At 70.0% G+C, this 26,230-nt stretch carries 22 protein-coding genes and 4 pseudogenes; 7 read left to right on the plus strand and 19 right to left on the minus strand.

The genetic code is table 11. The features are described 5' to 3' along the window. Positions 1-41 precede the first annotated feature (41 nt). Both K1X59_RS21930 and K1X59_RS17555 read right to left on the minus strand, forming a co-directional pair. Positions 42-836, minus strand: a pseudogene (locus K1X59_RS21930) (carboxylesterase family protein); the annotation flags it as partial. After that, complete coding sequence (locus K1X59_RS17555) at positions 836-2,224, minus strand: MFS transporter (RefSeq protein WP_220173632.1); 1,389 nt, start codon at positions 2,222-2,224, stop codon at positions 836-838. The pseudogene K1X59_RS21930 and the gene K1X59_RS17555, both read right to left, overlap by 1 nt. Before the next feature lie 66 nt (positions 2,225-2,290). Between K1X59_RS17555 and K1X59_RS17560 the strand changes: the two genes are divergently transcribed. Continuing rightward, complete coding sequence (locus K1X59_RS17560) at positions 2,291-2,860, plus strand: TetR/AcrR family transcriptional regulator (RefSeq protein WP_220173633.1); 570 nt, start codon at positions 2,291-2,293, stop codon at positions 2,858-2,860. A gap of 10 nt (positions 2,861-2,870) precedes the next feature. On the opposite strand, the gene K1X59_RS17565 is transcribed toward K1X59_RS17560, so the two are convergent. The 5 genes from K1X59_RS17565 to K1X59_RS17585 all read right to left on the minus strand — a co-directional run bounded on the left by K1X59_RS17565 (position 2,871) and on the right by K1X59_RS17585 (position 7,479). Continuing rightward, positions 2,871-3,836, minus strand: coding sequence for a site-specific DNA-methyltransferase (locus tag K1X59_RS17565; protein WP_183150993.1), 966 nt, complete (start codon positions 3,834-3,836; stop codon positions 2,871-2,873). Continuing rightward, positions 3,815-4,864, minus strand: coding sequence for a biotin/lipoate A/B protein ligase family protein (locus K1X59_RS17570; protein ID WP_183150994.1), 1,050 nt, complete (start codon positions 4,862-4,864; stop codon positions 3,815-3,817). Before K1X59_RS17570 ends, K1X59_RS17565 begins: the two co-directional genes overlap by 22 nt. A gap of 38 nt (positions 4,865-4,902) precedes the next feature. After that, positions 4,903-5,640, minus strand: coding sequence for a DUF1684 domain-containing protein (locus K1X59_RS17575; protein ID WP_220173634.1), 738 nt, complete (start codon positions 5,638-5,640; stop codon positions 4,903-4,905). 213 nt (positions 5,641-5,853) lie between these two features. Then, positions 5,854-6,705: an alpha/beta fold hydrolase gene (locus tag K1X59_RS17580; protein ID WP_183152886.1), complete on the minus strand. Its 852-nt coding sequence runs from the start codon at positions 6,703-6,705 to the stop codon at positions 5,854-5,856. 36 nt (positions 6,706-6,741) lie between these two features. Next, positions 6,742-7,479 carry a copper homeostasis protein CutC gene (locus K1X59_RS17585; RefSeq protein ID WP_183150995.1) on the minus strand — a complete coding sequence of 246 codons (738 nt, stop codon included), beginning with the start codon at positions 7,477-7,479 and terminating at the stop codon, positions 6,742-6,744. 204 nt (positions 7,480-7,683) lie between these two features. Here K1X59_RS17585 and K1X59_RS22550 point away from each other — a divergent pair. The 3 genes and pseudogenes from K1X59_RS22550 to K1X59_RS17595 all read left to right on the plus strand — a co-directional run. Continuing rightward, a pseudogene (locus K1X59_RS22550) lies at positions 7,684-7,746 on the plus strand (MarR family transcriptional regulator); the annotation flags it as partial. 71 nt (positions 7,747-7,817) lie between these two features. Beyond that, positions 7,818-7,982: a hypothetical protein gene (locus K1X59_RS22555; RefSeq protein ID WP_309491672.1), complete on the plus strand. Its 165-nt coding sequence runs from the start codon at positions 7,818-7,820 to the stop codon at positions 7,980-7,982. Positions 7,983-7,987: 5 nt separating this feature from the next. After that, on the plus strand, positions 7,988-9,325 hold the full coding sequence (locus K1X59_RS17595; RefSeq protein WP_183152887.1) for an MFS transporter: 1,338 nt from the start codon (positions 7,988-7,990) through the stop codon (positions 9,323-9,325). A gap of 903 nt (positions 9,326-10,228) precedes the next feature. Here K1X59_RS17595 and rocD read toward each other — a convergent pair. From rocD to K1X59_RS17640, 10 genes and pseudogenes are all read right to left on the minus strand, one after another. Further along, entirely contained in the window at positions 10,229-11,434 is a 1,206-nt protein-coding gene (rocD, locus tag K1X59_RS17600; RefSeq protein ID WP_220173635.1) for an ornithine--oxo-acid transaminase, read from the minus strand. Then, positions 11,431-12,309, minus strand: coding sequence for a dimethylargininase (ddaH, locus tag K1X59_RS17605; RefSeq protein WP_220173636.1), 879 nt, complete (start codon positions 12,307-12,309; stop codon positions 11,431-11,433). Before ddaH ends, rocD begins: the two co-directional genes overlap by 4 nt. Positions 12,310-12,475: 166 nt before the next feature. Beyond that, on the minus strand, positions 12,476-12,958 hold the full coding sequence (locus K1X59_RS21935) for a zinc-binding dehydrogenase (RefSeq protein WP_258567235.1): 483 nt from the start codon (positions 12,956-12,958) through the stop codon (positions 12,476-12,478). A 35-nt stretch (positions 12,959-12,993) separates the two neighbouring features. Beyond that, positions 12,994-13,467: an alcohol dehydrogenase catalytic domain-containing protein gene (locus K1X59_RS21940; RefSeq protein WP_244632157.1), complete on the minus strand. Its 474-nt coding sequence runs from the start codon at positions 13,465-13,467 to the stop codon at positions 12,994-12,996. After that, a complete protein-coding gene (locus K1X59_RS17615; RefSeq protein ID WP_183150997.1) occupies positions 13,464-13,700 on the minus strand; it encodes a helix-turn-helix transcriptional regulator in 237 nt (78 codons plus the stop codon). The genes K1X59_RS21940 and K1X59_RS17615 overlap by 4 nt, the downstream gene beginning before the upstream one ends. Next, a complete protein-coding gene (locus K1X59_RS17620; protein ID WP_244632158.1) occupies positions 13,700-14,164 on the minus strand; it encodes a hypothetical protein in 465 nt (154 codons plus the stop codon). The genes K1X59_RS17615 and K1X59_RS17620 overlap by 1 nt, the downstream gene beginning before the upstream one ends. 522 nt (positions 14,165-14,686) lie before the next feature. Beyond that, positions 14,687-15,196 (minus strand): DUF3887 domain-containing protein, encoded by a 510-nt coding sequence (locus tag K1X59_RS17625; RefSeq protein ID WP_183150998.1) that lies wholly within the window; start codon positions 15,194-15,196, stop codon positions 14,687-14,689. Between the two features lie 307 nt (positions 15,197-15,503). Further along, positions 15,504-19,164: pseudogene (locus K1X59_RS22560) on the minus strand (proline dehydrogenase family protein). Positions 19,165-19,223: 59 nt separating this feature from the next. Continuing rightward, positions 19,224-20,620, minus strand: a pseudogene (gene pntB / locus K1X59_RS17635) (Re/Si-specific NAD(P)(+) transhydrogenase subunit beta). Beyond that, a complete protein-coding gene (locus K1X59_RS17640; protein ID WP_220173637.1) occupies positions 20,617-22,170 on the minus strand; it encodes a Re/Si-specific NAD(P)(+) transhydrogenase subunit alpha in 1,554 nt (517 codons plus the stop codon). Before K1X59_RS17640 ends, pntB begins: the two are co-directional and overlap by 4 nt. Before the next feature lie 188 nt (positions 22,171-22,358). Here K1X59_RS17640 and K1X59_RS17645 point away from each other — a divergent pair, with 188 nt between their 5' ends. The 3 genes from K1X59_RS17645 to K1X59_RS17655 all read left to right on the plus strand — a co-directional run bounded on the left by K1X59_RS17645 (position 22,359) and on the right by K1X59_RS17655 (position 24,215). Then, the gene (locus K1X59_RS17645) at positions 22,359-22,985 is read left to right on the plus strand and encodes a hypothetical protein (RefSeq protein ID WP_202045340.1); all 627 of its coding nucleotides are present in this window, start codon (positions 22,359-22,361) and stop codon (positions 22,983-22,985) included. A gap of 73 nt (positions 22,986-23,058) precedes the next feature. After that, positions 23,059-23,619: a DUF4352 domain-containing protein gene (locus K1X59_RS17650; protein WP_183151000.1), complete on the plus strand. Its 561-nt coding sequence runs from the start codon at positions 23,059-23,061 to the stop codon at positions 23,617-23,619. Further along, positions 23,616-24,215, plus strand: coding sequence for a hypothetical protein (locus tag K1X59_RS17655; RefSeq protein WP_220173638.1), 600 nt, complete (start codon positions 23,616-23,618; stop codon positions 24,213-24,215). The genes K1X59_RS17650 and K1X59_RS17655 overlap by 4 nt, the downstream gene beginning before the upstream one ends. Here K1X59_RS17655 and K1X59_RS17660 read toward each other — a convergent pair. Continuing rightward, positions 24,170-25,570, minus strand: coding sequence for a hypothetical protein (locus K1X59_RS17660; RefSeq protein WP_183151002.1), 1,401 nt, complete (start codon positions 25,568-25,570; stop codon positions 24,170-24,172). The two genes, K1X59_RS17655 and K1X59_RS17660, sit on opposite strands and share 46 nt — an antisense overlap. A gap of 43 nt (positions 25,571-25,613) precedes the next feature. Continuing rightward, positions 25,614-26,174, minus strand: a complete 561-nt coding sequence (locus K1X59_RS17665; protein ID WP_183151003.1) for an acyl-CoA thioesterase — start codon at positions 26,172-26,174, stop codon at positions 25,614-25,616. Positions 26,175-26,230: the final 56 nt, after the last annotated feature.

Genomic DNA, 26,230 nt, shown 5'->3' on the forward strand with positions numbered 1-26,230 from the left:
ATGCGTTCCTCCGACAGCGAGGAGAAACCGGCGACGGTCGGCGCGACCCCGGCCGCGGCGGCGAGCCCGCGCCCGAAAGCCTCTGACCGCTCACCGCCCACATCGGCGAGTGCGCCCGAGATCGCGTAGACCCCGTGGAACAGGTGCTGCGCCTTCTCCATGCCGAGGAGGGTCAGCACCGCACCGCCGCCGGCCGACTGCCCGGCGATCGTGACGCGCGCCGGGTCTCCGCCGAACATCGCGATGTTCTGCTGCACCCACTCGAGGGCGAGCAGCCAGTCGCGCACACCGCGGTTGGACGGGGCATCCTCGATCCAGCCGAACCCGTCGAAGCCCAACCGATACGACAGAGACACCGTCACGACGCCGTCGCGGTTGAAGTTGCGGCCGTCGTACCAGGGGCTGGCCGGTGACCCGGCGAAGTACCCGCCGCCATGGATCCAGACGAGGACCGGAAGTCCGGAGCCCTGCTCGGCGCGGGTCGGGTCCGGGGTGAAGACGTTGACGTTCAGCGTGCTGTCGCCCTCGATGCTCGGCTCGGGGATGAGCGTCACGCCCGGATCGCCGCGCTGCGCCGTGGCTGCGAACTCGAGAGCGTCGCGCACACCCTCCCACGGTCTCTTCGGCACGGGGGCCTGGAACCGCAGCGCACCGACCGGCGCCTCGGCGAACGGGATGCCGAGGAACGCGGACGATCGTGGATTGCCCCGCCCACCCGTGGTCGGGCGCCAGCGTCCGCGCACCCGGCCGGCGGCGGTAGCCACCTCGACGAAGTCGGCGGTCGTCTCGAAGTCGGTATCCGTCATCACAGCATTCTCCTGCTCGTTCCTGGTCATCAGCGCACTCCCTTGATCGGCGCGGTCGCGACGGCGGCGAGGATCACGAACACGATCGCGAAGACGAACAGCATCGCGTAACCGCCCAGGGCCGTGATGATGACACCGCCGATCGCGGGGCTCAGCGCCTGCGGCACGTTGGTCGCGACGTTGAGGATGCCGAGGTCTTTGCCGGCCGAGACGCCCTCGTTCGGCAGCACCTCGGTCATGAGCGCCGCATCCACCGACATGTAGAGCCCGAAGCCGACACCGTTGATGATGCTCATCAGGACCATGCCGGTCATGTTCGGCTGCAGCAGCGGCATCGCCAGCGCCGCCACCATCACCACGGATGCGGCGTAGATGAACACCTTGCGGCGACCGACCCTGTCGCTCCACCACCCGGACAGCGCGATCGCGATCAGCGTCGGGACGAAGGCCACGAGGGTGAGCGTGACGACGGCGCCCTGGGCGTCCGCGAACGGCAGGCCGATGTAGTCGGTGAGCATGTACAGCTGGTAGGCGCTGACGACGAAGTAGCCGAGGATCAGCAGGAACCGCGCGGCGAACGCCCACGCGAAGTCGGGGTGACGGCGCGGGTCGATCCAGAATCCACGGAAGAACGCACCCCAGCGGAACGCGTCGACCGCCGCGTGCTTCGATGACCAGTCCCGGTTCACGAGCGCGAACAGCAGCGCCGCCACGATCACGGCACCGCCGAACACCGCGTAGCCGATGCCGATCTGCGCGGCGAAAGCACCGGCGAGCATGATGCCGACCGTCATGCCGACCTGCGTGCCGAGCCCGATCATCGCGCTCGCCCCGCCGCGCTTCGACCGCGGGAAACGGTCGGCGGTGATGGCCGTCAGCGGGGCCTGGAAGAAGTTCAGCGCCACCTGGATGATCACCCAGAACACGGTGATCCAGAGGATATCGCTCAGCGAGCCCATGCCGAACAGGAAGATGCCGCCGATGATGGCGCCGAGCACCATCCACGGCACCCGGCGTCCGAACCGCGAGCGCGTGCGATCGCTCAACGCTCCGACGATCGGCTGCGCGAACAGGGTGAAGACGAAGGAGATCGTGGTGACGACGGCGAGGTTGCCGACCTTGTTCGCCTCGTCGATCATCAGCACCTGGCTGGGGAGGAGGATCGCGATGAGCCCGCCATAGGTGGCGAACAGGGTCAGCGAGGCGATCAGCAGGCTGGGCAGCAGACGTCGATTCGCGGGCGGGCTCGCCGCCGGCTCCCCGCTGCGGGCGGGAGAGAACGGATGGTGCCGGTCGGCGCGAGTTCGGCGGCGGGATCGAGAGGGGGAAGGGACATGGCCGTTCCTCGTTGAGCGGTCGCGGGCTAATACCAAACATCGTTCGGGATTCGACTCACATGCTCGCAGATCGCGGTTCACCGCCGCAAGTCATTCACGAACGTTGTTCGGTTTTTGTGATCCGACCGTGACGGTTACCCTGGAGCCATGGCGACACGAGGGGCATATGCGAAGGGCGTCGCCAAGCGCGAGGAGATCCTCGAGGCCGCCCTCGCCGTCGTCGCCGAGCACGGCTACCGCAAGGCGTCGGTCCGAGAGATCGCCGACGCCGCCGGGCTCAGCCCCGCGGGCCTCCTGCACTACTTCGGCAGCAAAGAGGAGCTGTTCGTCGCGATTCTCCGCGCCAGAGACGACCGCGACGAGCAGGAGCATGCGGGCGAAGACGCCTCCACCGCCTTCCTCGCGGTGATGCGCCACAACGCCTCCGTCCCCGGACTCGTGCAGCTCTACGCGCAGCTGGCTGCCGAGGCGGGAGACCCGTCGCATCCCGCACACACGTACTTCCGTGAGCGTACCGAACGGGTCGAGGCCTTCACGCGCGCCCAGGTCGCCGCAGATCAGAGAGCGGGCCGCCTGCGCGACGACCTCGACCCCGCATGGGTGGTGCGCACGCTGCACGCCTTGGCCGATGGACTCCAAGGCGCGTGGATGCTCGACCCCTCACTCGACATGGCCGCCGAGATCGAGCAGTTCCTCGCGCTGCTGCGCCCGGCCTGACGGCTCCGGGTCAGGCGAGCGTCGTCGCCTCGGCGTGCGGCATCCGGGCCGTCATGATCCGGACGGCCTCGGGGTTGTCATCCACGAGCACGGCGTCGCGTCCGAGCGCCGAGGCCACCGCCCCCGCCGTCCCGCTCCCCGCGAAGAGGTCGAGCACCCGGTCACCCGGACGACTCGACGCCGTCACGATGCGCCGGAGGATCCCCTCGGGTTTCTGCGTGGGATAGCCCGTCTTCTCGCGCCCGGTCGTCGGCACGATCGTGTGCCACCAGACGTCGGTGGGCAGCTTGCCGCGTGCGGCCTTCTCAGCCGTGACGAGTCCGGGCGCCATGTACGGCTCGCGGTCGACCTCGTCGGAGTTGAAGACGTACTCCCGCGGATTCTTCACGTACACCAGGATCGTGTCGTGCTTGGTCGGCCAGCGGCTGCGCGACTTGGCGCCGTAGTCGTACGCCCAGATCAGTTCGTTGAGAAAGCAGTCCCGCCCGAAGACCGCGTCGAGCATGACCTTGGCGTAGTGCGCCTCCCGGTAGTCGAGGTGCAGGTACAGCGTGCCGTCGTCGGCGAGCAGCCGCCACGCCTCCTCGAGCCGCGGCATCAGGAACGCTCCGTAGTCGTCGAAGCGGTCGTCGTACGCCCGCAGCATCCCGCGCACCCGCTCGTACGCGTGGCCGTGGAACCCGTGGCGCACCTCGGTCTCTCCGGACGGGGGTGCGGAGTCGGCGGCGACCGGGGTCGGAGCGTCCGATTCGGCAGGAGTCGTCCCCGACCCGGCAGGTTCGTCGTGGGGTGCCGACGCCCGACGCGCGGTCACGACCTGGCGCTCCTGCGTGCGTCCGGTGTTGAACGGCGGGTCGAGGTACACGAGCGTGAACGATCCGGACGGCAGCGTCGCCGCGACGGCGAGGTTGTCCCCCTCGATGATCGTGACCGCCCCGAGAGCCGGATGCGGTGTCACGGCACCCGATGCAGCCACGCGTCGGTGGCGAACTTCGACGCGACGAGCGCCTCGGCGTCGGCGTACTCGTCGGCGCTGATCGACCCCGACTCGGCGTCGGTCAACGAACGGAACGTGTCCTTGAACCGCTCGATGATCTCGGCGCGCTCGAGTCCGGTCTGGCTCCGCAGAGGGTCGACGCGCTTCGCCGCAGACGCGGTGCCCTTGTCGCTCAGCTTCTCGCGTCCGATGCGCAGCACCTCGGTCATCACCTGACCGTCGATGTCGTAGGAGAGGGTCGCGTGGTGGAGCACACCCCCGTTGGCGAGACGCTTCTGCGCGGCGCCGCCGATCTTGCCGGTGGGGCTCGCGATGTCGTTCAGCGGCTGATAGACGGCATCGATGCCGAGGGACCGCAGCGCCTGCAGCACCCAATCGTCGAGGAAGGCATACGAGTCGGCGAACGTCATGCCCGCCACCAGGGATGCCGGCACGTACAGCGAGTACGTGATGATCTGCCCCGCGGCCATGAGCATCGCCCCGCCGCCCGAGATCCGCCGGACGACGTCGAATCCGTGCTTCGCCGCGCCTTCGGGATCGACCTCGTTGCGGTACGACTGGAACGACCCGATCACCACGGCCGACTCGTCCCACTCCCAGATGCGCAGGGTCGGACGCCGTCGCCCCTCGCCGACACGGGCGGTGAGCACCTCGTCGAGGGCGAGGTTCATGCGCGGTGAGACGGCCTTGTCGTGCACGATCTCCCAGTCGAAGTCACGCCAGCCCGGAGCAGTCACGAGCGCACGGCGCACGGCCGTCCCCACCGCCTCCGGCGTGAAGCCGAGCAGCTGCGCACCGTCGGGGAGGGCACCGCGCACGGCGGCGGCGATCGCGGTCGCATCCGACTCGACGGGCAGCCCGTTCACAGCCTCGTCGATGTCGCCCAACGCCGAGTCGGGCTCGAGGAAGAAGTCTCCTGCGAGGCGGAAGCGGACGATCCTGTCGTCTTCGATGTCGAGGTCGACGACGACGAGCTTTCCCCCTGGGACCTTGTATTCACCGTGCACGCCTCCAGCTTAAGCCGCACGGCCCGTCATCCGGCGGGTCAGCCGCCGAGGACGACGACTCTCTCCCCGGCACGGATGGGCGTCGAATAGCGGTTGCCCGGCGGGGGCAGGGGGCACACGAACTGGTCGGAGAACGCGCACGGCGGCAGATAGGCGCGGTTGAAGTCGATCACGGCCGTGCCGTCGTCGCCGGGCTCATCGACGGGGAGGAACCGGAAGCGGTACGTCTCGAGCCCGTTGGTGCCGTCGGCGAAGACCGCGTTCAGGGCTCCCTGCCCGTTGCGCGTCACGGTCAACGTCTGTGCGGCGCCCGCCAGCTCGAAGCGCAGCCGACCGGCCACCGGCGTCTCCCGTGCGGCGCCGTCGACCGACGTGATCACGATCCGCTCGTCCGGCGTGTGCTCGAAGACCGCGGGCAACCGCCACCGCTCGTCCGGTGCATAGGCGTCGATCGCGGTGAACCACTCCCGCTGCGGTCGTGCAGGGTTCAGCACCCGGAGGGCCACGGCGCCGTGACGGTCGAACACACGGAGCTCACGACGCCCGATGCGCAGCGTCTCGGCCCCCCGCAGCGTCACGGTCGACCCCGCCTGCCCGAGCTCGCTGCCGCGGATGCCCCCATCGCCCGTGAGGGCCCACAACCCCGGGATGCCGTCGACCGCTGCGGCCTCCGTGATGAGCCAGTTCGTCGACTCCAGCGCGGAAGGACCGTATTCGGATCCCGCGTAGCGCTCGCGGGATGCGTGCCAGTCCTGCCAGTCCTTGACGAAGCTCATCGGAGCGGATCCTCCCCTGCGAGGGCGGCGCCCGCAGGCGCCTCCTCGCTCATACGCGGATTACTGCCCCGAATCTATTGCGGCACTCCTCGCATCGATGCCGTCTCGTCACACGCCTTCACCGCGCGTAACGCCGCGTCACACCCGCACCGTCGGGGAACATCCGCGCCGATCGGGAGCGGCCGATCCGGAGAGGCCGACCGGGAGAGGTGGTCAGCGCGCGGGGATGTGCGCGTCGAGCCACGCCAGCACGTCGGCGCGCACCTCGGCCTGCTGCAGTTCCGCGAAGATCTCATGCCGCGCGTCGGGATACACGAGCGTCGTGACGTCGGTGAGTCCGGAGCGGCTGCGGTACTCGTCGGCGAGCTTGTGCACGCTGCGCGGCCCGCCGACGGGGTCGTCGCGTCCGACCAGCAGCAGCATCGGGATGTCGTGTCCGAGGTCCTTCGCCGGGCGCCCGTAGAGCCGGGCTGCCTCGATCGGACCGAAGAGTTTGAGGAGGGGGACGTCGGTGGTCAGCGGGTCGTCGGCGAAAGCGGCCCACACCGCGGGGTCGCGGCTGAGCCACTCGAGACCCGTGGCTCCCTCCCCGGACCACCGTGCGTTCAGGGGCGCGGCGTTGAGGGAGCCGGGCATCCGCAGCGCGGAGCCGGAGAGGATCACGGCATCCCAGGCCTCGGGGTGATCGTTGACGAGCATCTGCGCGAGGAACGAGCCCCACGAGTGCCCGAGCAGCACGAGCGGAAGGTCGGGATGCTCCTCGCGGATGAGGCCGGTGAGCTGCCAGACGGCCTCCTTCGCCGCCCGGAGTCCGCCGACGCCCAGTCGACCGAGCCGCTCGGGGCCGCCGTGCTGGCGGATCCCCGTGCGCCCGTGTCCTCGGTGATCGTCGGCGTACACGTGGAACCCGGCGCCGGTGAGGGCCCCGATCAGCGCACCGTACCTGCCGGCGTGCTCGCCGACGCCGTGCAGCAGCTGCACCACGCCGCGCGGCGTCCCTTCGGCGGGATGGACGTCGTAGACGATGTCGACGCCGTAGGCATCGGTGAACTCACGGGTATCCATCACGGTGCGAGCCTACCCACCACGCGTCGCGGCTGCCTACCGGCCGAGGGCATCCTTGATCGCGAAGGCGATGGCGCGATCGGTCACCTCGTAGCCGCCGACTCCGTCCGAGGCGGAGCCCATGCGCACGCCGCCCTCCTCGACCACGGTGCGCTTGGCGGAGAAGTGGATCGCATCGACGCCGGCCGCGGCGAGCACGGGGGCGCTCGTCGCGTCGACACCGCTGCCAGCCATGATCTCGATCTCGCCCTCGGCCGCGGCGACGAGCGCACGCAGGGTGTCGACACCGTCGATCGCGGCGGACGCGCCTCCCGAGGTGAGCACCCGCTGGAGACCGAGCTCGCGCGCACTGCGCAGCGTCGCGACCGGATCGGCCGTGACGTCGATCGCCCGGTGCAGCGTGACCGGGGCCCCTCCGGCCGCATCGCGCAGGCGGGCCATGGCGAACAGGTCGAGCCGCCCGTCCGCATCGAGCGCCCCGATGACGACGCCGGAGGCGCCGAGCGCGATCGCGTGACGCACATCGCGCTCGGCGACCGCCAGCTCGTCCTCCTCGTAGTGGAAGCCGCCCGCGCGCGGACGCACCAGCACGTGCACCTCCGGCCCGTCGGCTCCGGCCGCCTCGACCGCGAGTTCGAGCGTCGCGGGCGACGGGGTCAGGCCACCGAGCGCGAGTGCCGTCCCGAGTTCCACCCGGTCGGCGCCGACCTCCGCGGCGATGCGTACTCCGGCGGGGTCCTGCACGGCGATTTCAAGAGCGAGCGTTCGGGTCACTCCTCCATTGTGCCCGTGCCCGCCCCACCGGCGGTCGCGAAAATTAGATAGGCTATCTAAGTAATGTCTGCGTCCGATGAATCCCTCCACAGCACCGCCACCGATCTGCGTATGGCGACGTTCCGTCTGGCCAGGCGCCTCCGGTGCGTGCGCGCCGCGGACTCCATGAGCGACGCGCAGCTGGCCGTCCTCGCCGATCTGCGCATGAACGGACGCCGGACGATCTCCACGCTCGCACAGCGCGAGCGCGTCACCGCCCCGTCGATGACCAGCACGATCAACGGACTCGAAGAGCAGGGGTTCGTGGTCCGCACCCCGACGAAGACGACCGCCGCCGCGTGCAGGTCGACATCACCGCGGCCGGTGCCGAGCTCGTCGTCGAGACCATCCGCCGACGCGACGAGCTGCTCGCCGAGATGCTGCGCGAGGTCGACTACACCGAGGACGAGCTCGCCACGCTCCGCGAGGCCAGCGCACTGATGCGGCGGGTGGTGGAGCGATGAGCGCGATGTTCCGTTCGTTCGCGAACGTCAACTACCGCATCTGGTTCGCCGGCGCGCTGGTCTCCAACGTCGGCGGGTGGATGCAGGCGACCGCCCAGGACTGGGTCGTGCTCACGGAGCTGACCGACAACGACGCCACCGCGATGGGCATCACCATGGCGCTGCAGTTCGGGCCTCCCCTCGTGCTCGTGAGCCTGACGGGGTGGGTGGCCGACCGTTTCGACCGGCGGCACATCCTGCTCGCGACCCAGACGGCGCTGCTGGCGCTCGCGATCACCGTCGGCGTGCTGCTGCTCGGCGGCGTCATGACCCTGCCGATGATGTTCGGCTTCGCCCTCGGGTTCGGCATCGTGAACGCGTTCGACGCTCCGGCGAGGCAGGCATTCGTCTCCGACATGGTGTCGAAGGGCGACACCTCGAACGCGGTCGCCCTCAACTCGGCGTCGTTCAACCTGGCGCGCATGATCGGGCCGGCGGTCGGAGGGCTGCTGATCGTCGCGATCGGCTCCGGATGGGTGTTCATCGTGAACGCCGCGACCTTCCTCGCGATGATCCTCGCGGTGTCGATGCTGCGCACCGGCCTGCTTGCCCCGCGTCTGAAGAGCCGCAGTCGTGGCGGACTGGCCGCCGGATTCCGCTACGTATGGGGACGCAGCGACCTGCGGGTCGTGTTCGTCACGGTGTTCCTGATCGGGGCGTTCGGCATGAACTTCCCGATCTTCGCCTCGACCATGGCGCTGGAGTTCGGGGCCGGCGCCGACGGCTACGGGGTGCTCAGCTCGGTGCTCGCGATCGGCTCGCTGATCGGGGCCCTGCTCGCGGCTCGACGGGAAAGGGCACGCGTGCGCGTCGTGATCCTCGCCGCCGGCGGTTTCGGCATCGCGGCCTTCGTGTCGTCGGCGATGCCCACCTACGCCTCGTACGCCGTCACGCTCACGTTCACCGGATTCATGATCGTGACACTGCTCACCACCGCCAACGGCTACGTGCAGATCACGACCGACCCGGCGCTGCGCGGGCGCGTCCTCGCCCTCTACATGGCGGTGATCATGGGCTCGACCCCGGTCGGCGCCCCCATCGCAGGGTGGGTCGCCGACACGTTCGGACCGCGGGCCGCGATCATGCTCGGCGGCACGGCCGGATTCGTGGCGTGCGCGATCGGGGTGATCTGGGTCGCGACGTCCGGACGCCTCCGGCGCGCGGAGAACCGCCGCTTCCTGCTCACGCTCGACGAGACCCGACCGCTGAGCATCGTCGAGCAGGTCGATCCGATCGAGTTCAGCGACGAGGCAGCGGTGACCACGCCGATCCGCCGTCCGCGCGAAGGCGATCTCGAGGGCTGACTCCCGGCGCGCGGTTTGTCAACGCCCTCCACGACACAGGGGTCGCGTACATACGGTCGCAGCATGGACGAGAACACAGAACGCACACCCCACCCGCAGGACCCGGCCGAAGGCGCCCCGGTGCCGGTGTGCCGGATGAGGACTCCGGCCAGGGCGACGGCACAGGCGGCGCGATCCAGGGCGACAGCTCCCGCGGCGAGTCGACCGGCGGGGCGATCCAGGGCGATGCCGGTCAGGGCCACCGCTCGGCGCTGGGCGGCGACGAAGGCACCGAGGATCAGCTCGACGCCGACAACGCCGCCGAGGAAGACACCCTGAAGACGCTCGACCCCGACTCTCCCCGGCCTGACCCACCGGGAGCAGCCCGGCCGCGAGCACCCCACGAGCACGAAAGGTGTGACGGTCGCGGCCGTCCACGCCAGTCGGGTCCAGCGCGGCGTGGGGGCCACGTCGAGCGGCACGAAGATCGCGCACACGAGCAGGGCCGACCACGCGAGGCCCGCCACCACCACGACGGCGGTGTAGCCGCGCTCGACGCCGTCGAACGTCTCCGACCATCGGCTGAGCAGCAGCGGGGCGGAGGCGGCGATCGTCCACCCCCACGCGTTCAGGAACACCAGCCAGGTGACGGGCGGCGGCAGCGCCGTGGCCTTGCGCCAGCGGAGCACGGCGCGCGGAAGCGACCCGAGGACCATCGCGAGCACCGTCACGGGGATCAGCGCGAGCAGGCCGGGCGACCGAGGCATGAGCAGTCCGGCCAGCGCGGCCAGCACCACCGGCAGGATCACGTTCAGCCCCGACCACCACGACCACGCGGCTCGGTGGATTCCGCGCGCCGCCGTACCGCGGCGCGCTGCTTCGCTCGTGATCATGCTCCCCCGCGATGAGCCTAGCGACCCGCGGCTACACCCCGAGGACGAGCTTGAGCTGTTCGACCGCCCAGTCGAGCTCGGTCGCGCGGATCACGAGGGGTGGCGCGATGCGGATCGTCTGGCCGTGGGTGTCCTTCACCAGCACACCCCGTTCGAAGAGCTTCTCGGCGACCTCGCGCCCCGTGCCCTTTGCCGGGTCGATGTCGACACCGGCCCAGAGCCCCGCGATGCGCACGGCCGTGACCCCGGTGCCGATCAACGGCGCCAGCGCCTGTTCAAGGTGGGCGCCGAGCGCACGCGCCCGCTCCTGGAACTCGCCGGTCTGCAGCAGTTCCACCACGCGCAGCCCGACGGCCGCGGCCAGCGGATTGCCCCCGAAGGTCGACCCGTGCTCGCCGGGACGGATCACACCCAGCACGTCGGTGTTCCCCACCACGGCCGACACAGGGAGGATGCCGCCGCCGAGCGCCTTGCCCAGGAGGTACAGGTCGGGCACGACGCCCTCGCGGTCGCACGCGAAGGTCTCTCCCACGCGTCCGAGTCCCGCCTGGATCTCGTCCGCGATGAAGAGCACGTTCTTCTCGTCGCAGATCTCGCGGATGCGACGCAGGTAGCCCTCCGGCGGGATGACGACGCCCGCCTCGCCCTGGATCGGCTCGACGAGCACGGCGGCCGTGTCGGCGGTGATCGCCGCGGCGATGGCCTCCGCGTCACCGTAGGGCACCACATCGAAACCGGGGGTGTACGGGCCGAAGTCGTCGCGCGCGGACTCGTCGTCGCTGAAGCTGACGATCGTGGTCGTGCGGCCGTGGAAGTTTCCGGCCGCGACGATGATGCGGGCCCGACCCTCGGCGATGCCCTTGACCCGATATCCCCAGGCGCGGGCGACCTTGATCCCGGTCTCGACCGCTTCAGCGCCGGTGTTCATCGGCAGCACGAGCTCCTTGCCCGCGAGCTCGGCGAGGGCGGCGGCGAACGGTTCGAGCCGATCGCTCTGGAACGCACGGCTCACGAGCGTGACGCGGCCCAGCTGCTCGGTGACCGCGGCCACGAGAGCCGGATGCCGGTGCCCGAAGTTCACCGCGGAGTATGCCGCGAGCAGGTCGAGGTAGCGCTTGCCCTCGACATCGGTCACCCAGGCGCCCTCCGCCTCGGCGATGGTCACCGGCAGCGGGTGGTAGTTGTGTGCGACGTGCGGCTCGGTTCCCGCCGCGGTCGTCTCGTCGACGGCGGTCACTTCGCGCCTCGCAGTTCGAGCGTGCAGCACTTGATGCCGCCGCCGCCGAGCAGCAGCTCGGACAGGTCGACCGTGATCGGGTTGTAGCCGCGCTCGCGGAGCTGCTTCTCGAAGCCGGTCGCACGCGGCGAGATGATCACGTTGTAGCCGTCGCTCGAGGAGTTCAGCCCGAACACCGAGCCGTCCTCGTCCGACACCAGGATCGCGTCGGGGAAGCGGCGCTCCAGCTCGGCACGGCTGGCGTCGTCGAAGGCGCCGGGAAGGTAGGCGATGTTCGCCCGCTCGGGCCCGCCGTTCTCGACACCCTGCACCGGGTCGAGCACGGCGATCGCGGTGTCGAGGTGGTAGAACCGCGGGTCGACGAGGTTCAGCGACACGACCTCGCGGCCGAAGACCTCTCCGACCTCGCGGTGGCTGTCACCCGTCGACCGGAATCCGGTGCCGGCCAGGATCACGTCGCCGACGAGCAGGAAGTCGCCCTCGCCCTCGTTGACCTCCTGGGGCATCACGGTGTCGTAGCCGGCGGCGCGGAACCACTCCGCGAAAGCGGGGGCCTCGCCCTGACGCTCGACGAAGCGGAACTCGGGCACGTACGCGCGGCCGTCGATCAGGAACCCGCCGTTGGCCGTGTAGACCATGTCGGGGTATCCGGCGAGCGGCTCGATGAGCTCGACCTCGTGGCCCAGCTCGACGTACAGGTCGTACAGCTTCTGCCACTGCGCGACCGCGTTCGCGGTGTCGGTGGGCCGTGAGGGCTCCATCCACGGGTTGATGGAGTAGTTGACGGTGAAGTGCTCCGGCTTGCACATCAGGTAATGGCGGCGGTGCGCGGTGCGCACGGGGGCGGTGGAGACGGCGGTTTCCGGCGTCGACATGGATGCTCCTCGAATGGACGGGCGCGGCGGACGCTGTCCAGGGGCCCGGCGGTCCTTCGACCCGCCGCTCGTTCAGAGCCGGCGGCGGGGAAGATGCGACTCGAGCACGCCGGAGTCCATTGTGCCATCCGCGCCCTGTGCGCCGCCAGAGGCCCGAGCCTGAGCCTCAGGACCCGTGGACGACGACCTTGCCCACGGTGTGGCCGGCCTCGAGGTGGGCGAGCGCGGCGGATGCCTCGGCGAAGGGGTACTCCCGCTCGACCACCGGCACCACGCGCCCCTCGGCCACGAGTTCGAGGAGCTTGGCCAGCACCTCGGGCCGGGGCGTCGCGGCGAGGGGACGGATGCGGCGCGCGCCCAGGGAGAGAGCCGCCGCCCGCAGCATCCGCGGCACAGGACCGAGCACGTGCCCGCCGTCGCCGGTGACCAGCACGATCGAGCCGCCGTGGACGACCAGCCGCTGCAGCTCGCGCAGCGGTATCCCTCCCGCGATGTCGATGATCGCGTCGAAGCGGCCGGACGGAAGCTCGCTCAGCGGCGACTCCCGGTGATCGAACGTGCGGACCGCGCCGAGGCGCTCGACGAGCGGGGCGTTGCGTCTGCTGCAGGATGCCCAGACTTCCGCTCCGCGGAGCGCGGCCAGCTGCACCGCGAACGTGCCGACACCGCCGGACGCCCCGATGATCAGGACGCGCGGGGTCGCCGCCCTGAGGCCGACACGAGCAAGGTCGAGCGCCTGCCACGCGGTTCCCGCGGCGATCGGCAGGCTCGCGGCGGTCGCCGGCGCGACGTCGGGCGGGATCGGCACGAGGCGCGAGGCGGGCACGCGCACGTACTCCCCAGGCCGCCGCCGCCGACCAGTTCGCCGACGACCTCCTCTCCCACCTCGGCGCTGACCACGTCGGGCGCCACGGCGACAACGGTGCCGGCCACCTCCATGCCCCGCACCGGATGCTTCGGACGGGTGAGCCCGAAGACCGGCCGCACGAGAAGCGGGTCGCCGAGCAGGAGCCGCACATCGCCGGCGTTCAGGCCCGTGGCCCGCACCCGCAGCAGCACCTCGCCGTGGTGCGGCACCGGCACCGGGATCCGCTCGAGTGCCACTCCTTCGGCGGGCCCGTAGGTCTCACGGCGCCAGGCCGACATCGTCTCGGTCATGATGCTCCTTCTGGTGACGGCGGGGCGGGGTACTGGAAGATCTCGTCGAGGCCGACGCCGAAGGCACGGGCGATCTGGAAGGCCAGCTCGAGCGTCGGCGAGTACTTCTGCTGCTCGATCGCGATGAGCGTCTGCCGCGTCACGCCGATCGTGCGCGCGAGTTCGGCCTGGGTGAGCCCCGCCTGCTCGCGGTGCAGTCGGATGCTGTTCGAGACGAGGGTGGGTTTGACCATCAGACGAGCCCCCGCCGGTAGGCGATCACCCTGGCGACGCCGCCGACGAGCGCCGAGACCGCGAACCCGGCGAACATCGTGTTGGCGATCCAGAACACGTCGGCTCCGACTGCGCAGAGCAGGATGACGCCGAGACCGGCGATCACGACGAAGGCCTGCTCGACGCGCGAGCCCATGCGGTTGATGTCGCGGTCGCGGATGTCGGAGCGCCCGACCCCGTCGGGGTCCTTCGCTCCGGCGATCATCCCCCAGACGATGCCGATGACGATCGTCGCGACGATGCCGCCGCCGATCACCCAGAGCATCAGCGGGAACCAGTCGACCGCGGTGAGGGGCCCGCCGGCCGCCTGCTGGAGCACCAGCACGACGTAGACGACCATCGTGATCGGGCTCACGATGAGTCCCGCCCAGGCGTTGCGCTCTTCGTAGACCATGATGCCTCCGATGTAAAAGATTCTTGACACGCACAGCGTACATCCACACACTCGCGGGTGTCAAGAATTCTTTACATGCTCGCTGGAGCTTCGGAATAGTGATGTGCGGTGCGGTACTGGTGGCGGCCTCATTGCCCGCCTCATCCCTCCGAGTGCCGTGGGCATCGCGCAGGAATCAGGAGATCCTTCTCAGAGCAGAGTAGGTCGCCAAGCCAACTACTAGCGCTGCGCAGACGATAAGCAGAAAGGGGATGGCCTGGATGCGTTGGAGTCCCGCGAATGCGGTCAGCGCTACACCAAGGCCGGACTCAATGCTCCACAGGTTGCGCGTTGTGGGAGATTCGCCCGCCCTGGTGAGAATAGTGAGGAGTCGGCCGAGGACTATCACGATCAGGGTGGCGGTGCCGGCGAACATTAGGCCGGGCGCCCGCCACGGGGCGTGTTGATCAGGGGCCCAGTGCAGTACCACTCCTGCGCTTGGCGCGACAAGCGCGCACAACAATCCAGTCCCGATCGCGATCGCAACCTCGGTGCTGATCCGGCGTGCCGTGTTCACTCCGCGACCGGGACGAAGTACAAGCCGGCCAACCTTCCCTCGGCGCTCCACGTGCTCCGGCATGTCACAGTCCCAGCCTCGAACTCAAGCCGCGTCTCTGCCACCACATAGTCCCCAGAAATCACGGCCGCGGAGCCCGTGAAGTCCTCCCACTCGCCGAACGACGCAACCAGATCACCCCAAGCTCTCGCCAGCTTGTCCGGAGTCAGCACGACGGAGATCTCCGCACCGAAGTAGTTCGTGACGGCGTCATCAATCCGCGACTCCACGATCGCGCGGACTACCTCTTTCGCAAGTTCCGGGGCCTCACCCAAAAGCGCTCTCATCATCGCTCCACCTCTCGCTTCTGCTTCCTTGACCTTCGGCCCGAACCGTTGGAACGCGGCTTGCCGGGTCACACCCAGCCCCTGCCCGATCGCAGCCCATGTCACGCCAGCCGACCTGGCCCGCGACACTTCCGCATGGAGGCCCGACTCGGACAGTGACCGCAACGCTTCGAGAGCCACAACGCGATCCACGCTCCCGCGAGCGGAGACTGACACCGCATCGAGCGCGAGCCGCAATAGTTCCTCACGAGGCACGAGTAAACAATACCTTTACGCCAAGCGGCTGCGTCAATAAGTCGAGCATCTGTTCGCTGACGACTGTGCAATGACCCCTGACATGATTTTCTACAGCTTGTTGAGACAGCGACAGGTTCCCGCGGGCCGACGGACGACGACGCAAGGTTCCGGGGCCGGACGCGTCGGTCTTGCTGGTCGGGTTTTCACCGCCGTCTTGCTGGTTCTTGCCACCGGGTGACGGCGACACCCCTCAGATCACGTCGCTGCTCCAGGGATCGAGGTTGCCGTAGCGGTGCGCGGTGATCGAGATCGACTGCTCGTGCACGAACGGCAGCAGTTCGATGCGGGCGGCGGCCGTGACCTCGCCGTCGTACACCGCGAGGTCCGGATCCCCGCCCGAAGCCTCGGCCAGGGCGGTGTGCAGAGCCGCGACGGCCGTACGACCGCCGATCAGGCGCACCCTGTCGCTCGCCGGCAGCGCCGGGACTCCCTCGACGACGGCGTCTTCGCGGAGCATCCGCTGCATCCACTCCTCATCGCTCTCGAGGAACACCGGTGCATCGAGGTCGCCCAGTGCGCGACGCACATCGCCGGGCAGTCCGACGGGTGTCGACAGCACGAAGTCGGCCCCTGACCGCACTCCGGCGATGACGACGCGGAGGAGGTCCTGCAGGGCGGCGTCCGCCGTCGCACGGATCTCGACGGGCACCGGGCGGTAGCGGAACAGGTTGCGCTCCACGCCGAGGTGAGAGACATCGCGCACCTGACCGAACTCGCGGTCCCAGGCCAGCGCATCCGACAGGGCGGAACGGCGCAGCCACTCGAACGACTCGTACTCGAGCGACGACTGGGCCGACTCGATCAGCGCGGTGATCCGGGAGTCGAGGCCGCGCAGATGCAAGGTGCTGGAGGCCGGACCACCCGGCTGCGAGCGCCAGGATCCCAGCCCGATCAGGTAGTTCGGGCCACCGGCTTTGGCGCCGGGGCCGACGGCGGAGCGCTTCCATCCGCCGAACGGCTGCCGCTGCACGATGGCCCCGGTGATGCCGCGGTTCACGTAGAGGTTGCCCGCCTGCACCCGGTCGAGCCAGTACGCCAGATCGTCCGGGTCCTGCGTGTGCAGCCCGGCGGTGAGGCCGTACGCGACGGCGTTCTGCATCTCGACCGCGCGGGCGAGCGTCGGTGCGTGCATCACACCGAGCACGGGGCCGAAGAACTCCTCGGTGTGGAAGCGCGAGCCCGGCTGCACACCCACGCGCACACCCGGGGTCCACAGCCGCCCGCTGCCGTCGTCCTCCCGAGACAGGGCGGGTTCGATCAGCCACTGCTCGTCGCCCTCGCGCTCGCTCAGCGCCCAGGCGAGCTTGCCGTGCGGCTGCTCGATCACCGGACCCACCTCGGACAGCGGATCGGTCGGGGGCCGACGTGCAGCGAGCGCACGGCATCCGCGAGCTGCCGGGCGAACCGCGCGGAACGTCCGACCGGACCGACGAGGATCGCGAGCGACGCCGCGGAGCACTTCTGCCCGGCGTGGCCGAACGCGCTCTTGACGAGGTCGGCGACTGCGAGATCGAGGTCGGCCGACGGCGCGATGATCATCGCGTTCTTGCCGCTCGTCTCGGCGAGCAGCGGCAGGTCGGGTCGCCACGAGCGGAACAGCGCCGCCGTGTCCCAGGCGCCGGTGAGGATCACGCGGTCGACCGCCTCATGCGTCACGAGCGCGCGTCCGAGATCACCCTCTTCGATGTCGACGAGTGCGAGCACGTCGCGCGGGATGCCGGCCTGCCACAGCGTCTCGGCGATCACAGCGGCGCAACGGCGCGCCTGCGGGGCCGGTTTGAACACCACGCCGGAGCCCGCGGCGAGCGCGGCGAGCACTCCCCGGCAGGGATCGCGAGGGGGAAGTTCCACGGGGGCGTGACGAGCGTGACGGCGGCGGGGACGAAGACGGCGCCCGCGATCGCGTCCAGCTCCCGTGCCTTGGCGGCGTAGTAGCGGGCGAAGTCGACCGCCTCGCTCACCTCGACGTCGGCTTCGGCGAAGACCTTGCCCGTCTCGGACGCGGCGACCTCGATCAGCTCCGCCCGCCGGGACTCCAACGCGGCGGCCGCACGCAGCAGCACGTCGGCACGCTCGGCAGCGGGTCGGCCTCCCCACGTGGGGGCCGCGTGCTGAACTCGCCGCACGGTCTTCTCGAGGGTCTCCGCGTCGTCGATCCGTGCGGCGCCGATCGTCGCGACTCCGAGGTCCGAGACGGGGATGCGCTCGCGCACGCCGCGGGCCCAGTCGCGGTTCGCCGGGAGCGCCGGGTCGCTGTCGGCGGTGTTCCAGAACCCGGGCGCACCGCCCGCGTCCTGCTCGAGCTCTCGGGCGGAGTACACGGCTGTCTCCAGGAACGCTTCCCGACCGGCGTCGTCCGACCCGCGAGAGATCCCGAGCACAGCCTTGGTGAGGTCGGTCTCCGGCATCGGCGCGACCGGGGCGGGTCGCACGGACTCGTGCACCGGAGCGAGCCGATTCTGGGTGCGGCGCGGGCCGCTGCGGAACGTGGGGTCGGTCGAGCGGTCGAGCGCGTCGAGGAAGCGGTCCTGCTCGCGCACGAAGAGACCCTCGTCGTCTCCGAGCCGGAACGCGGCGGAGAGGAAGTTGTCGGACGAGGCGTTCTCCTCCAGGCGCCGCACCAGATAGCTGATCGCGACGTCGAACTCGGCGGGCGCCACCACGGGCACGTAGAGCAGCACGGGGCCGACCTCGCGCGACACGGCCTGCACCTGGCCCTGGGCCATGCCGAGGAGCATCTCGAACTCCACGGCATCCCGCACGCCGCGCTCCCCGGCGAGCAGCCACGCATAGGCGATGCCGAAGAGGTTGTGACCGGCGACGCCGAGCTTCACGGCGGCGGCATGCTCAGGCTGCAGCGCCCAGTCGAGGCAGCGCAGATAGTTCGCATCGGTGTCGACCTTGGCGTCGAAGGTCGCGGGCGTCCAGCCGTGCATCGTCGCCTCGACACGCTCCATCGCGAGGTTCGCGCCCTTGACGAGGCGCACCTTGATGCGGGCGCCCCCGTGCGCGACGCGGTCCTGCGCCCAGGCCGTGAGCTCCTGCAACGCGGGGAGCGCATCGGGGAGGTAGGCCTGCAGCACGATGCCCGCTTCGAGTCCGGCGAGCCGCGGATCCTCCAGGATGCGCGTGAAGACCGCGATCGTGAGGTCGAGGTCGCGATACTCCTCCATGTCGAGGTTGATGAACGTGCCGTCGGCGGCCGCAGTGGCATACAGCGGGAGGAGCCGATCGACGACCTCGTCGACCACCTCGTCGAAGGCCCACATCGACAGGTGACTCATGATCGCCGACACCTTGACCGACACGTAGTCGACGTCGGGCCTCTTGATCAGCTCGTGGATGCCGTCGAGCCGGCGCCGCGCCTCCGCCTCTCCGAGCACGGCCTCGCCCAGGAGGTTGAGGTTCAGACGCGACCCCGAGGCGCGGATCCGCTCGATGGCCGCACCGAGCTTCGCGGGGCGCGCGTCGACCACGAGGTGCCCGACCATGTCGCGGAGCACGCGGCGCGCGATCGGCACGACGGGCGAGGGGAGGATCGGGGCGACTCCCCCGCCGAGACGGACGACCGAGCGCAGGTACCAGGGCAGGAACTCGGGCACGATGGGGGCGATCCGATGCAGCCGTGAGGCCGCGGCGCTCAGACTCTCCGGCCGCATCACCCCGTCGACGAAGCCCAGCGTGAAGGGCAGTCCGTTGGCGTCCTGCAGCACGCCGGCGAGACGCGCGGCGGCGGGGTCGGGCTCGACGGCTGCGGCCTCGATGACCCAGCGCCGCGCGAGGTCGACGGCACGGTCTGCGAGGGGTGCGGATGCCACGGCATCCGCCGGGGATGACGACGACTCTGCCATGGTCCCACCCTAGGTCTGGATACCCCCGCAGAGCGGGAGCCCGCACCCCTCGCCGCGGCTCACAACGCCGCGATGATGTCCTCCACGCGCTGCTTGGCATCGCCGAACAGCATCTGCGCGTTGTCGCGGAAGAACAGCGGGTTCTGCACGCCCGCGTACCCGGCGGCCATCGAACGCTTGAACACGATCACGTTCTCGGCCTCCCACACCCTGAGCACGGGCATCCCGGCGATCGGGCTGCCCGGGTCCTCGGCGGCGGCAGGGTTGACGGTGTCGTTCGCGCCGATCACCAACACGACCGAGGTCGAGGCGAGGTCGTCGTTGATCTCGTCCATGCTCAGGACGATGTCGTACGGCACCTTGGCCTCGGCCAGCAGCACGTTCATGTGACCCGGAAGGCGGCCAGCGACCGGATGGATGCCGAAACGCACCTCCACGCCCCGCTCACGGAGCCGACGGACGAGATCGGCCACGGGGTACTGGGCCTGCGCGACGGCCATGCCGTACCCGGGGTGATCACGACGCTGCCCGCGGCGACCAGCATCTCCGCCGCACTCTCAGCCGTGATCTCGCGGTGCTCGCCGTACTCGGTGTCGTCTGCGGTCGAGGCCGCGATGCCGAAGCCGCCGGCGATCACCGAGAGGAACGAGCGGTTCATGGCCTTGCACATGACATAGGAGAGGTATGCACCGGACGAGCCGACCAGCGCACCCGTGACGATCAACAGGTCGTTGTTCAGGAGGAAGCCCGCCGCGGCGGCCGCCCATCCCGAGTAGCTGTTGAGCATCGAGACGACGACCGGCATGTCGCCGCCGCCGATCGAGGCGACCAGATGCCAGCCCAGGGCGAACGCGAGCACGGTGACCGCGATCAGGAGCCAGAGCTGCTGGTCGTTCACGAACCAGACGGTGAGCACGACGAACGCGATGAGCGCCCCGATGTTCAACCCGTTCTTACCGGGGAGCATGAGCGGCTTCGACGACATCCGCGCCGAGAGCTTCAGATACGCGACGATCGATCCGGTGAAGGTGACACCGCCGATGAAGATGCCGATGAAGACCTCGGCGTTGTGGATGCCGACCAGCTGCGGCGCGATCTCCGGGTGGGCGAGGTAGCCGTTCCAGCCCACGAGCACCGCCGCCAGGCCGACGAAGCTGTGCAGGAGTGCGATGAGCTCGGGCATCCCGGTCATCTCGACCACGCGCGCACGCCACAGCCCGATGGCCGCGCCGATCAGGACCGCGGCGACGAGCAACCCCAGACCGAGGAAGGCGCCGGTGCTCCAGGCGTCGGCGACCGTGAGAGCCACGGTCGCGAGAAGCGCGATCGTCATGCCGGAGATGCCGTAGACCACCCCGGCGCGGGCGGACTCGTGGCGGCTGAGACCCGCGAGGCTCAGGATGAACAGCAGGGCGGCGACGATGTAGGCCGCCCCCGCGAGGGCGTCGACCGTCATTTCCGGCCGCCCTTCGCCGATGTCCCGAGCGTGAACATGGCGAGCATCCGGCGGGTGACCGCGAACCCGCCGAAGATGTTGATCGATGCCAGCAGCACCGCGACGGCGGCGAGCACCTGCACGATCGGCAGGGGCGAGGTGATCTGGAGCATCGCGCCGACCACGATGACGCCCGAGATGGCGTTGGTCACCGACATCAGCGGGGTGTGCAGGGCGTGGTGCACCTTGCCGATCACGTAGAAGCCGATCACGACCGACAGCACGAGCACGGTGAAGTGCTGGGGCAGCGGAGCCGGCGCGAACGCGTTCACGGCGAACAGGGCGGCGACGCCGACGACGATGAGCGTGACCTTGCGCGCCGCGGACATCTTCTTCGCCGGAGCGACCTCGACCGGGGTCGCGGGCGCCTTCGCCGAGGGCGCCGCGGCGACCTGCACGGCGGGCGGCGGCCAGGTGACCTCGCCGTCGCGCACGACCGTGACCGAACGCTGCACGACGTCGTCGAAGTCGATCACCAGACGCCCGTCCTTCGCCGGGGTCAACAGGGCGACGAGGTTCGCCAGGTTCGTGCCGTAGAGCTGCGAGGCCTGCGCGGCCAGGCGCGATGCCAGGTCGGTGTAGCCGAGGATGATGACGCCGCCGTCGGTGACGACGCGTTCGCCCGCGACAGAGCCCTCGACGTTGCCGCCCTGACCCGCTGCCATGTCGACGATGACGCTGCCCGGCTTCATCCGCGCGACGTCGGATGCCGTGATGAGGCGAGGTGCCGCTCGTCCGGGGATGAGCGCCGTGGTGATGATGATGTCGACGTCGGCGGCCTGCTCGGTGTAGATCTCGGCGGCTCGACGGTCGTAGTCGGCACTCGTCGCCTTGGCGTAGCCGTCGGTGGAGGCGGCGACCTCGACGTCGACCGGAAGATAGCTGCCGCCGATCGAGGTCACCTGGTCGGCGACCTCGGGGCGCGGGTCGGTCGCGCGGACGATCGCGCCGAGGCTCGACGCCGCGCCGATGGCCGCGAGTCCCGCGACCCCGGCCCCGGCGACGAGCACCTTGGCCGGCGGCACCTTGCCCGCCGCGGTCACCTGACCCGTGAAGAAGCGGCCGAACTCGTGGGCGGCCTCGACGACGGCGCGGTATCCGGCGATGTTCGCCATCGAGCTGAGCACGTCCATCGACTGTGCGCGCGAGATGCGCGGCACGGCATCGAGCGCGAGCGCCGTGATGCCCCGCTGCGCGAGCGACTCGACGAGGTCCGGACGCAGCGCCGGCGAGAGCAGCGCGATCAGGGTCGCACCGTCGCAGAGGAGTCCGATCTCCTCATCTCCCGGGGCCGTGATCGCGAGGACCACTTCGCTCCCCCAGGCCTCGGTACGGTCGACGAGCGCCGCACCCGCCGCCTCGTACTCCGCATCGGGGTAGGAGGCTGCCGTGCCCGCTCCCCGTTCGACCCTGACCGTGTGGCCCAGCTTCCCGAGCGACGCGATCGTCGCCGGGGTGGCCGAGACCCGTGCTTCGCCCGCAGGCTCCCGCACGATGCCGATGACTGCCACTGCTTCCTCCTCCGCCCGTCTGCGTCGACGGGATACCGGGCCTTCTGCGCCCCTGACTTTTCGCTCAGAGTACTGAGCGGCGTGCGGGAAACGCCCCCTGTTCGGGTCTGTGACGGGGAAAGAAGCGGAGTTCTTGCGGAAAGCGCAGGAGGAGTCGGTCGAGGTGCTGTCGGTCCTATGCTGTTGCCGTGACCACCCCGCCACCGGAGACCCCGACCCCCGGGCAGGATCCGGCCGTCGCCGCGTCGAACGCGAGCGCGCGGGCGAAGGTCCTCGGCTGGGCGCGGCGCAGCATCGACCTGATCCCGACGTCATGGCTCATCACCGGCGCCGGAGCCGTGCTGCTCGCGACCACCGCCGTCTTCGGCGGACTCGAGGCCGCGGCCGTCGATCCCACCCCGGTCGTCGAGATCGGCGAGACCTTCGCCGGCTCGGATCTGGAGATGACCGTGCTCGGGGTCGAGCTGCGCGACGAGCTGAGCGCGGAGAGCGGCCAGACCCTGGTCTTCCCGGACGAAGAGAAGGGCGAGCGGATCCTGGTCGTCACGGTCGACGTCACCAACACGTTCGACAAGCCACGACCGTCGACGGCGAACCCCCGCAATCCCCGGTCCTCGACGGCATCCGCATCGAGGGTCTCGACGAAAAGGGCGACGTCTTCCGCGCCGACGACGGCGAGCGCGCGCCCCGGATGCAGCCTGACGTCCCCGCCCGCATGCTGCTCACCTGGACCGTCGGGCCGGACGACTTCCACGACGGCGATGAGATCACTGTCACCCTCCCCGAGTCGGACCACTACGTCGGGCAGAGCGTGATGCGCGGCGACTACTGGGTGGACGTCCGCGTCGGAGCGACCCTGCCGGCGACCATCGACGAGGTGAGCGCACCGTGAAGAAGCACATCCTGATCTGGGTCGCCACGGCCGCGCTCCTCGTCTGCGCGTGGGGCGTCTCGAAGGCCACGCTTCCCGACGATGCCCCGAACGCCCCGTTCCCCACGGTCGCGCAGATCGGCGAGCCGGCCTCCACGCGCAATCTGGTCGTGACCGTGACCGACGTGCACCTCGCCGACCGGGTCGCGGATGCGGAGGGCTGGTCGGCCGACGGCACCTGGCTCGTCGTCGATCTCGAGGCCGCCACCGGCGTGACGCAGGATCAGAGCTCGTCCCGGCTTGCGGAGCTCACGATCGGCGACCGTACGTTCAGCGCGACGGATCGCGGAACCACCTTCGTCGATCAGCGCCTGGTCACCGGGGTCCCCCGCTCCGGGAGCCTCGCGTTCGAGCTCCCCGACGACGTGACCGGCGACCGCGCGACGCTCCGACTGGGCATGCCCGGCTCCGGCCTCGGCGACGTGCAGCGCGACACCGTGATCGACCTGCCGATCGACCTCGCCACGCTCCCCGACGAGGCCGAGGTGCTCCTGGACGAGAACGGCTGGGCCCGATGACCATCCCGCCGCCACTCGTGCCGCCCGCGCCCCAGGAAGACCCGGTGCCCGCGGATGCCCCGGCGAAGTCGCGCTCCTGGTGGCGGCGGAACACTCTGGCGCTGGTCGCACTCGTCGTGCTCCTGCCGGCGACCGCCGTCGCGGTCGGGTGGCAGGAGTGGTACCAGTACTTCGGATTCGCGGCCCGCGCGGTCACGCCCGTGGTGGTCGCCGAAGGCGAGACGACCGATCTCGCCGGCGCAGGCTGGGGTCCGGTGCGCGGCGGAGAGATCGAAGAGCTCTCGGGTCTCGACGTCCCTCCGGACACGCGCCTGATCGCGGTCGGGGTGCCGGTGGATCCTGACGCCGAGGGGATCGGCTGCGATACGCCGACTCTCGTGGAGCAGTCGACGGGGCGCGAGTGGAGTCCCGTCCGCGCCGAGATCGGGTTGGACTGGAGCGCGGACGAACCGGAGACCTGCCTCAGCGAGCAGGACGGCGCCTACGAGCTGATCGTGCCGTTCGTGGTGCCCGACGAAGTCGAGGGCCCCTTCTGGGTCGACGTGCGCCCCTACGACGCCGGCGGCTCCTTCGTGAGGTTCGAGTTCGAGCCCTGACCCTCGACGCTGTCCCTGGCCGGTGCGGTGACCATCGCGGCGGCGACGGCGTCCACCGACGAGGGCAGGAGGCCGGCGGCATCGGCGACGGCGCGCATCTCCCCTTCCGCCTCGGAGACGCCCACCGTGTCGGTGCGGTCCTGCTGCCGCTTGCGGAGCCGCGCGAGGGTGGCGTCGTACGCCCCGCTGATCACCGCGATGCGCACCGGCTCCATCAGCAGGAGCGGCACGAGCGACACGAGGGGCGCGGCGATCGCCCAGAACACGAATTCCTGCGGCCCCACCAGCCGGGTGATGCCGAAACCGAGGTACGACTCGAGTGCCTTCACGATCACGTAGAGCAGCGCATACGACCCGACGAGCAGCGGGCCGGCGCGCCACATCAGCAGCAGCGCCCGCCCGATCGGCCGGAAGCGGGCACCGAGTTCCTCCCCGAGGTCCTTGAGCCGGCGCACGAGCGGATTCGGGATGACGGCGGCGTGGGCACGCACGCGGGCGATGAGCTCGCTCTCGACCCGCAGCTTCTCAGCGACGATCGCCTGCCCGAAGACCACGCCGGCGATCGTGAGCCAGGCGAGCGGGGCCAGGAGCACCGGGCCCGCCTCGGAGAGCAGCCAGCCGACCCCCTCCCACAACCAGCGCAGCGGGGCGACGGCATCCAGGACCTGCTCCCTGACCGTCTCGAGGAAGGCCATGGCCGCGCGGCTGTCGACCCACCCCTTGATCGCGTCGAAGATGTCGCCGAGCACCATCACCGAGAAGAAGACCCAGACGACCTCGAAGTAGACCGCTACCGGCGACAGCCACTTCGCGAGCTTCGGCGACCACTTCGACCAGGCCCAGCGTCCGGCGAACGCGAGCACGATGATCGAGATGGTCCACACGTTGATCGGCAGGTTCAGCACGGTGTCATCCGAACTCACGGGCGGTTCGCCGTTCGCGCTCGCCGTCCAGATGATGCCGTTGCGCACCTCGAGAGCGCGCATCGAGTAGGCCCGCACGTCCTCGCCCAACAGGCCCTGCGCCCAGTACACGGCGAAGAAGGGGAGGATGCCGGCGAGCAGAGCCGACAGGAACGTGCGACGCCGATCGGCCGCGGCCTCCGGCAGCGGAGCGACCTCCTGCAGGTTGCGCAGCCCGTCGCGCAGCACGAGGAACATCGCGACCAGGCTGATCAGCCGGGCGAGGATCGCGATCGGCAGCACCAGGAATCCGAGCGTCGCCGACGAGGCGCCGATGAACCCGGCGATCTCGGTGACCACGTAGTGCACCAGGACGCCGGCCAGGTACCACGCCATCAGCGCGGGCCAGTGCCGCCAGAGCACACGCCCGGTGGTCGTCAGGATCGCCAGCACACGCCTAAGCTACCGCGCCGGACGCACCACGACGGCGCAGGGCTCAGTTCCAGATGCTCGGCGCCTTCGTCCGCACGGGCGGGAGCGCGGACGCCGCAGCCCAGTCGTGCACCCACGCGTCGATCTCCGGCACGCCCTCGGGCTTGCCCACCGCGGCGAACAGCTCTTCGTTGCTGACGGTGCCGCCGGTGCGGCGCAGCATCCGCGCCCGCACGATCGCCCTGGCATAGACCTCGCCGTCGACCACGGCCCTGTGCTCCATGAACAGCGCCTTGTCGTCGTGGCCGATGAACCGCGACTGCACCTCGAACCGCTGCCACAGCTGAAGCGACTTGCGGAACGTGATGGTCTCGCTCGACACCACCGCGTACCAGCCGCGCTCCTTCATCGCGTCGAAGAGACCGGTGCGGATGAGCTGGTCCCAGCGCCCGAGGTCGAACAGCGACAGGTAGCGGCCGTTGTTCATGTGCCGGAGGATGTCGAGGTCCGTGGGGAGGGTGGTGACGCGCACACTGCCCACCGCGGTCGGATCGAGAGTCTTGCCCTGCCGTACGCGACGGCGAGCGCCGAGGATCACCAAGAGGGTGCGCCAGATCACATTCACGAGGATCGATCGTAGCCAGACGTGTACGAATCGCGAACATCGTTGTGCAGATCCTC

This window comes from Microbacterium sp. Se5.02b, from assembly GCF_019464375.1.
Lineage (GTDB): Bacteria > Actinomycetota > Actinomycetes > Actinomycetales > Microbacteriaceae > Microbacterium.